This is a genomic window from Mesorhizobium sp. M7A.F.Ca.CA.001.08.2.1 (genome assembly GCF_003998455.1).
In the GTDB taxonomy this organism is placed as follows: Bacteria; Pseudomonadota; Alphaproteobacteria; order Rhizobiales; family Rhizobiaceae; genus Mesorhizobium; species Mesorhizobium ciceri.
Window position 1 is genome coordinate 1 of sequence record NZ_RZPW01000198.1, and the last position, 8,964, is coordinate 8,964.

General features: G+C 64.1%; 8 protein-coding genes and 1 pseudogene. 4 read left to right on the forward strand and 5 right to left on the reverse strand.

Annotated elements, in window-relative coordinates; all coding sequences use genetic code 11:
* A pseudogene (locus EN914_RS14040) lies at nt 1-545 on the forward strand (hypothetical protein); the annotation flags it as partial.
* 160 nt (nt 546-705) lie between these two features.
* Here EN914_RS14040 and EN914_RS14045 read toward each other — a convergent pair.
* Nucleotides 706-996 (reverse strand): DUF1127 domain-containing protein, encoded by a 291-nt coding sequence (locus EN914_RS14045; protein WP_013530339.1) that lies wholly within the window; start codon nt 994-996, stop codon nt 706-708.
* Between the two features lie 178 nt (nt 997-1,174).
* Between EN914_RS14045 and EN914_RS14050 the strand changes: the two genes are divergently transcribed.
* The 3 genes from EN914_RS14050 to EN914_RS14060 all read left to right on the forward strand — a co-directional run bounded on the left by EN914_RS14050 (nt 1,175) and on the right by EN914_RS14060 (nt 4,969).
* Nucleotides 1,175-2,131: a LysR substrate-binding domain-containing protein gene (locus EN914_RS14050; RefSeq protein WP_013530338.1), complete on the forward strand. Its 957-nt coding sequence runs from the start codon at nt 1,175-1,177 to the stop codon at nt 2,129-2,131.
* Nucleotides 2,132-2,214: 83 nt separating this feature from the next.
* Nucleotides 2,215-3,846 (forward strand): exodeoxyribonuclease VII large subunit, encoded by a 1,632-nt coding sequence (gene xseA, locus EN914_RS14055; RefSeq protein WP_024502319.1) that lies wholly within the window; start codon nt 2,215-2,217, stop codon nt 3,844-3,846.
* 4 nt (nt 3,847-3,850) lie between these two features.
* Complete coding sequence (locus EN914_RS14060) at nt 3,851-4,969, forward strand: P1 family peptidase (protein ID WP_024502318.1); 1,119 nt, start codon at nt 3,851-3,853, stop codon at nt 4,967-4,969.
* A gap of 70 nt (nt 4,970-5,039) precedes the next feature.
* Here the strand turns inward: EN914_RS14060 and EN914_RS14065 are convergent, their stop codons facing one another.
* The 4 genes from EN914_RS14065 to eutC all read right to left on the reverse strand — a co-directional run.
* Nucleotides 5,040-5,294 (reverse strand): DUF768 domain-containing protein, encoded by a 255-nt coding sequence (locus EN914_RS14065; protein WP_013530335.1) that lies wholly within the window; start codon nt 5,292-5,294, stop codon nt 5,040-5,042.
* Between the two features lie 471 nt (nt 5,295-5,765).
* Nucleotides 5,766-6,764: a N(2)-acetyl-L-2,4-diaminobutanoate deacetylase DoeB gene (gene doeB / locus EN914_RS14070; RefSeq protein WP_024502317.1), complete on the reverse strand. Its 999-nt coding sequence runs from the start codon at nt 6,762-6,764 to the stop codon at nt 5,766-5,768.
* Nucleotides 6,765-6,769: 5 nt separating this feature from the next.
* The gene (gene doeA / locus EN914_RS14075) at nt 6,770-7,948 is read right to left on the reverse strand and encodes an ectoine hydrolase DoeA (protein WP_024502316.1); all 1,179 of its coding nucleotides are present in this window, start codon (nt 7,946-7,948) and stop codon (nt 6,770-6,772) included.
* 130 nt (nt 7,949-8,078) lie between these two features.
* Nucleotides 8,079-8,964, reverse strand: an 886-nt coding sequence (eutC, locus tag EN914_RS14080) for an ectoine utilization protein EutC (RefSeq protein WP_127389130.1), incomplete at its 5' end; no start/stop codon positions are given.

The following is an 8,964-nucleotide window of genomic DNA, read 5'->3' on the forward strand; positions in this document are numbered from 1 at the left end:
GCGGCATTCAGGCCCCGACGCCGCAGCCGCGCCAGGCGCCGCCGCCCCAGAACCCGATGGACAACCCGCTCGGCAAGGTGTTGCAGGACATGTTCGGCGGCGGCGCGGCGCAGCCACAGCCGCAAAGCCAGACGCAGCCGGCACCCAATCCCTACGGCGACAATCCGCTCGGCAAGGTGCTGCAGGACATGTTCGGCGGTGGCGCGCCTCAGCCGCAGCCGCAGGGGCGGGCGCAGCCGCAGCCCCAGCAGACGCAAAGCCCCTACGGAGACAATCCGCTGGGGAAAATCTTCGAGGAGATGCTGCGGCAAGGTGGCGGTGGCTTAGGCGGCATCCCCGGCGGACAGCCGGCGCCGCAACAGCCTCAAGCGCCCCCGCAACGTCAGGCACCGCAGCCACAGGCCAATCCGAGCGGCCGTCCGAAAAACCCGTTCGACGACCTGTTCGGCAAGATGTTCGAAACCGGCGCCCAGCAGCGTGACGACTACCAGAAGGGCGTGGAGACGATCTTCGACCAGTTTAAGCGGGACATGGACCGGCGGTAGGCGGTCTTCGCTGAGGTAGAAAGAGAAAAGCCCGGTCCTGGGAGGACCGGGCAGAGTGCAGGCGGGCCGGGGGGATCCGGCAGGGAGTGGGAGCCTGCATACTCGTCAGTCGCGTCGAACCCTGAAAAGGTTCACGGCAACCTAAACAACAAGCAACCGATCAGGCCACCTTGCGAGCGAAATCCTCGATCGTTTCGATGCGATCACTGGCGATCTCGCGCAGCATCGCCGTCGGGTCGCGGCCAAACGGCACGTCGATGGCGACATGCAGGTCGGCGCGCGTCAGGCCGATATCGGCGAGTTCGGCGTCCGACATCTCGCCAAGGCGATAGAAGGCGCGGCGGTTTTTCCAGGCGCGGTAGATGTTGGAGACGGTGTTGGCCACGCGCGTCGCAACGGCCGGACGCGAGGTGATGCGCGAGGTCTCGGTGGCGAAATCAAACGTGGTCATTGTCGGTCTCCTTCAGACTCGAACGGGCGAGACCAAGCAATCGGCGCTGGCGTCAGCGGCCGTTCCGGTCCCAATTCACATGCCTTCATGTGGACAATGCCAATTTGCCATCGGCCGATTGATTAATCCAACGAATGTTTCTAATCTTTAACATCAACACCAGTGATGGATCATATCGATGAAATCGCCGCTCGATCTCGATCAATTGCAGACCTTCATCTCGATCGCCGATACCGGCAGCTTCACGCGGGCAGCCGAAGAGGTGCACCGGACCCAGTCGGCGGTGTCGATGCAGATGCGCCGGCTGGAGGAGCGGATCGGCAAACCGCTGTTCGAAAAGGACGGGCGCACCAACAGGCTGACCGAGGAAGGCGACAAGCTGCTCTCCTATGCGCGGCGGCTGCTCTATCTCAACCGCGAGACCCTGGCGGCCTTCGACGACCGGCGGCTCGAAGGCACGATCCGCATCGGCACGCCCGACGACTACGCCGACCGTTTCCTGCCGGAGATCATGGCGCGGTTCACGCGCTCCAATCCGCGCGTCGAACTGACCGTCATCTGCGAGCCGACGCCGGGTCTGGTCGAGCATATCAAGCGCGGCAATCTCGACCTCGCGCTGGTGACGCACAACGACGTACGAGGCCAATCGGAGGTGGTGCGGCGTGAACCGCTGCTGTGGGTCACCTCGGCCAATCATGCCACGCATGAGCAGGAAACGCTGCCGATGGCCTTCGGCCGGCCGAACTGCATCTGGCGGCGCGCCGCGGTCGATGTGCTCGACCAGCAGAACCGCGACTATCGCATCCTGTTCACCAGTTTCTCGGCCACCGTCATCACCGCAGCGGTGCTTTCCGGGCTGGCAATCTCGGTGCTGCCGGAATGCGCGCTCAGGCCCGGCATGCGGGTGCTGGGCGAAGCCGACGGCTTCGGCGCCCTGCCCGATTGCCGCATCGGCATCATGCGCGGCCAGACGTCGCGGCCGGAGATCGTCGATGCGCTCGCCCGCCATATTTCGGAAAGCCTGGACAATATCTCCGTGCCGGTCGGCGAAGACCCCGGAACGTTCGATTTCGCAGCGCTCGCCTTCACCAAGCTGCGGCGAACCAAGCCGAACCAGATCCTGCCCGGCTGGTAGGCAGGGCCAGGTGTGCGGGTTATGAACGGCTGGCCCGACGCAACCGCCTTGACGCGGGCGCCCAACCGTTCCCCAATCGACGGATGAGCGAAGCAGCATCCGAATCACGCACCAACGCCGCCGAATATACGGTGAGCGAGATTTCCGGCGCGCTGAAGCGCACGGTCGAGGACGTTTTCGGCAATGTGCGGGTGCGTGGCGAGATATCAGGCTATCGCGGGCCGCATTCCTCAGGTCATGCCTATTTCGCGCTGAAGGACGACCGCGCGCGGCTCGACGCCGTGGTGTGGAAAGGCACGATGAGCCGGCTGAAGTTCCGTCCCGAAGAGGGCATGGAGGTGATCGCCACCGGCAAGCTCACCACCTATCCCGGCAAATCCAACTACCAGATCGTCATCGACAATCTGGAGCCTGCCGGCGCCGGCGCCCTGATGGCGCTGCTGGAAGAGCGCAAGCGGCGGCTACAGGCCGAGGGTCTGTTCGACACCGGCCGCAAGCGACTGCTGCCGTTCATGCCGCGCGTCATCGGCGTCGTCACCTCGCCGACAGGGTCCGTCATCCGAGACATCATCCACCGCATCAAGGACCGCTTTCCGCTGCACATCCTGGTTTGGCCGGTGCGTGTTCAGGGCGAGACGTCAGGCGCGGAAGTGACTGCCGCGGTCAACGGCTTCAACGCGCTGGCATGGGATGGCGCCATCCAGCGGCCCGATCTGTTGATCGTGGCGCGTGGCGGCGGCAGCCTCGAAGACCTCTGGGGGTTCAACGACGAGGCGCTCGCCCGCGCGGTTGCCGCTTCCGGCATTCCGGTGATCTCGGCTGTCGGCCACGAGACCGACTGGACGCTGATCGACCTCGTTGCCGACGTGCGGGCGCCGACACCGACAGGCGCGGCCGAAATCGCTGTGCCGGTGAAGGCCGACCTCGAAGCAACGCTTGCCAGCCTCGGTGCGCGGCTGAAAGCGGCGGTGCTGCGCAATTTCGAGCGCAAGCGGCAGGCCGCCCGTGCCGCCGCCCGGGCTCTGCCCTCGCCCGATCAATTGCTGGCGCTGCCGCGCCGGCGCCTCGATGAGGCGACATCCAGGCTGGGCCGGGGCCTGTTCGTCTCCACCGAACGCAAGCGTGCAAGGTTTTTTGCCGTGAAACTGACACCGGCAATGCTGTCGCAGCGCATTGCAGAGGCCCGGCGCACCAACGAACGCAATCTTTTGCGAGCACAAGGGGCACTGCGTGCGACGGCAAGAGCCCGGCGTGCGGAGCTTAACCGGGCGGCGGATCAATTGCCAAAATGTGCAAGGGCATCGCTGCAGCGGCACAAGCAGCAACTGGCCATGCTGCAAGGCCGCATCACGATCGAGCCGACGGCACGGCGGCAACGCGTGCAGAGGGATTTGCTGACAGCTTTGACAAGACGCGGCACGCAAGCAGTGGTGCTCAGGCTGGAGCGCCTGCGCGGCCGCGTCGTCCAGGCCGACAGGTTGATGGCGTCGCTGTCGCACAAGGCCGTCCTGGCCCGCGGCTTTGCGCTGGTGAGGGATGCGGACGGCGCCGTCGTCAAGCAGGCTGCCGACGTGGCGTCGGGAATGGCGCTTTCGCTCGAGTTCGCCGACGGGACCGCCGATGCGGTGGCAATCAGCGGCACGGCAAAACCGAAAGCCGTGGCCAAGCCGGCGGCCAAGGCCAAAGAGCCTGGCAATCAGGGATCCCTATTCTGACACCATGACCGACAATCCGCATCATCTGGCAACGCCCTCAGGCAAACCGCGCGCGCGAAATTTCGGCATCGGCTTCGACGGACGGCCTGGACCGTTCAACGCGATCACCGATGTGCCCGGCGTCGCGGTCGGCTATGCGACGCTGATCTCGGGCGATGGCACGCTTGTCGTCGGCGAGGGACCGGTTCGCACCGGCGTGACCGCGATCCTGCCCAGGCCGCTTGCCGACCTCGCCAACCCGGTCTTCGCCGGGATCTTCAGCCAGAACGGAAACGGCGAACTGACCGGCTCGCACATCGTCGAGGAAACCGGCGCTTTCAACTTCCCGATCACCATCACCAACACGCATTCCTGCGGTGTTTCCCGCGACGGCACGCTGCGCTGGATGCAAAGCGTGCTGCCGGCGGCGCTTGACAGCGGCTGGGGACTGCCGGTGGCGGCGGAGACCTATGACGGCTTCCTCAACGACATCAACGGCCACCATTTGACGTCGGAGCATGTTGCACAGGTCCTCGACGGTGCCGCCGGCGGACCGATCGAGGAAGGCAGCGTCGGCGGCGGCACCGGCATGATCACCTTCGGCTTCAAGGCCGGCTCCGGCACGGCATCGCGCATCGTCGAATGGCACGGCCGTGCCTATACGGTCGGCGCCTTCGTGCAGTCCAATTTTGGCAAACGGCGCAATATTGCCATTCGCGGCCTGCGCGCCGGGCCGCAACTCGTCGAACCGGCTGTCCGCGAAGGCACACCGCGCGCCGAAAAGGGTTCGATCATCGCCGTCATCGCCACCGACGCACCGTTCCTGCCGCATCAGATGAAGCGGCTGGCCCGACGGGTGCCGCTTGGCGTCGCCATGACCGGAGGCTTCGGGTATCACAGTTCAGGCGACATTTTCATCGCCTTCTCGACCGCCAATGCGAGCGCCGCGCGGGCGCCATCCGGCCGCATCGCCAGTGCCGATTTTATTCCCGATACCGACATCGATCCGTTTTTCGATGCGGTGATCCAGACCGTGGAGGAAGCAATCCTCAACGCGCTGGTTGCCAATGACGATATGACCGGACGCGACGGGAATTTCGTGCCGGCGCTGCCGAAGACGTGGCTGAAGGAGACCTTTGGCTGAAGACAAAAACGCGGGCCAGAAGCCCGCGCTGCAACAATGTCGCCGCTATGCGATCATTCGGCGGCTTTGATCATTCCGCGGCTTTTCTGGGGGCCTGCTGGCTTTCTTCGGCCTCGGCCGCTTCCTCAAGCCGGGATGCGATAAGTTCCTGGATATCGCCGACTTCTTCCTGGATATCCTCCAGCGGAATGCCGACCTCGGCCGCCTCGGCGGCGCACTCCTTGGCCAAGGTTTCGGCCTGCTTGTCGATCCTTGCCTGGGAGGATTGGCAATGGACCTTTTCGCCGATCCATCCCCGCAAGAATTCGATGGCGTGTTCGCTCATACTGCTGTTCCCTGGCGGCAAAGCCGGTTGGTAATCATAAACGTCGACATCCCGCAAAGGATGCATGTCCCCATTCCAGCCGAGTCGCGGTCAGCCGGCAAGCCAATGCCGTCCAAGGTCCACAGAGCCATAGGAAATCGAGGGGTCAAGGGCATTTTCTGATTCTGGAGGGGTCGGTACCGTTGGCTGGGTCACACCCAGCGCTGCGCCACTGTTTCTATTTGCTTTTTTCCGGTTTCCGAGCCGATTTCCGTCACAATAGATGGCGCAAAACACTACACATTCACAGTTGCTTCGAGGTGCTGCCCTCGGGCGCGCGGGTCGAAGCCGCCGCTATATAGTGACATCCTCCTGCAATGTCGACTCCGCCCGCTATCCTGCTTCTTTCCGCCGCGCCGAAGGGCTCCGCGACGGACGCAGAACAAGTGACGATGGACCCGAACCGGGTGGAGCAGGCCCCGGCGGAGCCGCTCAGACGTGCACAGCCACCACCGCCGCGCAGTCGCCGGCCTTAACCAGCCCGGGGAAATGCCGCGCCGCAAGCATGCCCGACATTTTTGCCCGGATCTCCTGCGGAGCGACGCCGGTGCGGCCGGTGGAATGAATGCGCGCCAGCACCGAGCCTTCTTTGACGGGCTCACCGAGATCGACCATGGTTTCGATCATGCCGTCGTCTTCGGCGAACGAGAAACAATCGCCCGACGGCATGTCGAGCCACTGGGTTCGAGTCTTCTCGACCGCACCATCTACAATGCCGGCATGACGCAGCACGTTGAGAATGCCGCGCCTCGCGATCCGCACGGTTTGCGCGCGCGACGTGCCGCCGCCGCCAAGTTCGGTGCTGACGAAGACCTTGCCCATCTCCTCGGCTGCCGTGTCGTACATGCCAACGGCGTCGATCTCGATCATGCGCATCGAGAACGGAGCGGCAAAGGCCGCGACCGCGTCAAAGGCTTTCTGTTCCAGCGCCTTGTCGGGCAAAGTGTGCGCCGCGCAGAACGGCACGAAGTCCAGCGTCTTGCCGCCGGAGTGGAAGTCGAACACGATGTCGGCGCGAGGCAGCAGCTCACGTTGAAAGTAATCGGCGATCTTTTCGGTCACCGTTCCGTCCGGCCGGCCGGGAAAGCTGCGGTTCATGTTGCCCTTGTCGATCGGCGAGGTGCGCGTGCCGGCGCGGAAGGCCGGATAGTTCATTGCCGGCACGATGATCACCGTGCCGCTGACTTGCCTGGGATCGAGGGTCCTGGCGAGATCGTAGAGGGCCAGCGGCCCCTCATATTCGTCGCCATGGTTGGCGCCGGACAGCAGAGCTGCCGGTCCGTTGCCGTTGCGGATGACGCAGATCGGTATCATCACCGAGCCCCACGCGGAATCGTCGCGGCTGTAGGGCAAGCGCAGGAAGCCGTGCTGGACGCCGTCGCGGTCGAAATCGACGGTCGGCGCGACCGGTGATGAGCGTAGATTCGACATCGGTCTCAATCCTTCACCACCAGCTTACGCGGCACATTGGCCAGGCACTCCACACCGGTTTCGGTGATCAGGATGGACTCGGTGATCTCCAGTCCCATCGTTTCCAGCCACAGGCCGGTCATGAAATGGAACGTCATGCCGGGCTTGAGTTCGGTGCGGTCGCCGGGACGCAAGCTCATCGTGCGCTCGCCCCAGTCCGGCGGATAGGACAGTCCGATCGAATAGCCGGTGCGGTTGTCCTTGACGATGCCATACTTCTTCAGCACGGCGAAGAAGGCGTTGGCGATGTCCTCACAGGCGTTGCCGGGTTTGGCCGCGGCCAGCCCCGCTTCCATACCTTCCAGCGTCGCCTTCTCGGCATCGAGGAATTCCTGCGTCGGCTTGCCTAGGAAGACGGTGCGCGACAGCGGGCAGTGATAGCGGTTGTAGCAGCCGGCGATCTCGAAGAAGGTGCCCTCGGCCCGCTTCATCGGTCTGTCGTCCCAGGTCAGATGCGGCGCCGAGGCATCGGCACCCGACGGCAGCAGCGGCACGATCGCCGGATAGTCGCCGCCGATGCCATCGACGCCGCGCGTGCCGGCATCATAGATTTCGGCAACGAGATCGCATTTGCGCATGCCGACCTCGATCTTGTCGAAGATGCGCTGGTGCATCGCCTCGACGATGCGAGCCGCCTTGCGCATATAGTCGATCTCGGTCGGGCTCTTGATCGCGCGCTGCCAGTTGACCAGCGCGGTGGCATCGACAAAGCGGGCATTGGGCAAATGCTTCTGCAGCGATGCGAAGGCGGCGGCCGAGAACCAGTAATTGTCCATCTCAACGCCGACTGTCAGCTTGCCCCAGCCGCGATCCGCAAGCACGCTGGCCAAAAAATCCATCGGGTGGCGCTCGGTCGACTGCACATAGTGATCGGCATAGCCGACGATGTTATCATGCGCGAGATAGGCAGTGCGCTTGGCACCGTTGGCGTCCTGGCCACGGCCGTACCAGACCGGCTCGCCCGATGGCGGCACGATAACCGCCTGATGCACGTAGAACGACCAGCCGTCATAGCCGGTCAGCCAGGCCATATTGGACGGGTCGCTGATAACAAGAAGATCGACGCCCTTCACCTCCATGGCTTTGCGTGTCTTGGCGAGGCGATCCGCATATTCGCCGCGCGAGAATCTCAGGTTCGGTTGCATTGTTCTTGGTCCTCGTTTGTTGGGCCTTGAGCCTGTTTCAACTTCGTTGAAACCGGCCCGTCATTCTTTTTTGAGCGTGATCTTTTCGGAAAACCGGTTCCCACGTTTCCGGATCACGCCTTGGCCAGCATCAGCTTTCGAAAATGGCCCCGGAACCGGCCACCCGCGCCCGATCGCGGGCGAACGTAGCTATCGCCGTATCCTGAACGCCGGTGCCGGTCAGATCGGCGATGGTGATGTCGCTGGCCGAGCGCCGACCATGCCGTTTACCGGCGATGATCTGGCCAAGTTCGGTCACCTCTTCCTCAGCGGCCATCACGCCCGCCGCGATGGCGTGATGCAGCTCACCCAGCCGCCGCGTCTGACGGGCGCTGTCGGCGACATAGAGGTCGGCCATGCGCAGGATTGCCGGCGCGATCTCGTTCTTGTGCTCGGCGTCGGAGCCCATCGCCGTGATGTGCTGGCCGGCGGAAACGAAACCCGCCTTGATCAGCGGCTCGGTCGAAGGCGTGGTGGTGACGATGATGTCGGCGCCGACAACTGCGTTTGCCGCGTCGGGCTCGGCATGCACGAGAATGCCGAGCTTTTCGCGCAGGGCTCCGGCGGTTGCCTCGGCCTTTGCCGCATCGCGCGCCCAGATGCGCGCCTCGGCAATCGGCCGCACCAGCATAAGGGCTTCCAATTGCAACCCGGCCTGGACGCCGGCGCCGAAGATCGCGGCAACTGACGAGTCCTGCCGCGACAGATGTTTGGAGGCGACGGCGCCGGCAGCAGCGGTTCGGATATCCGTGAGATAGCCGTTGTCGAGCAGCAGTGCTTCGACCAGGCCGGTTTTGGACGACAGCAGCACCATCATGCCGTTGACGCTGGGCAGGCCGAGCTTCGGATTGTCGAAGAAGCCGGGGCTGATCTTGATGGCGAAACCGTCGATATCAGGCACGTAGGCGGTCTTCACGTCGACCTCGCCGCGATGCTCGGGAATGTCGAGCCGCAGGATCGGCGGCATCGCCACCGGC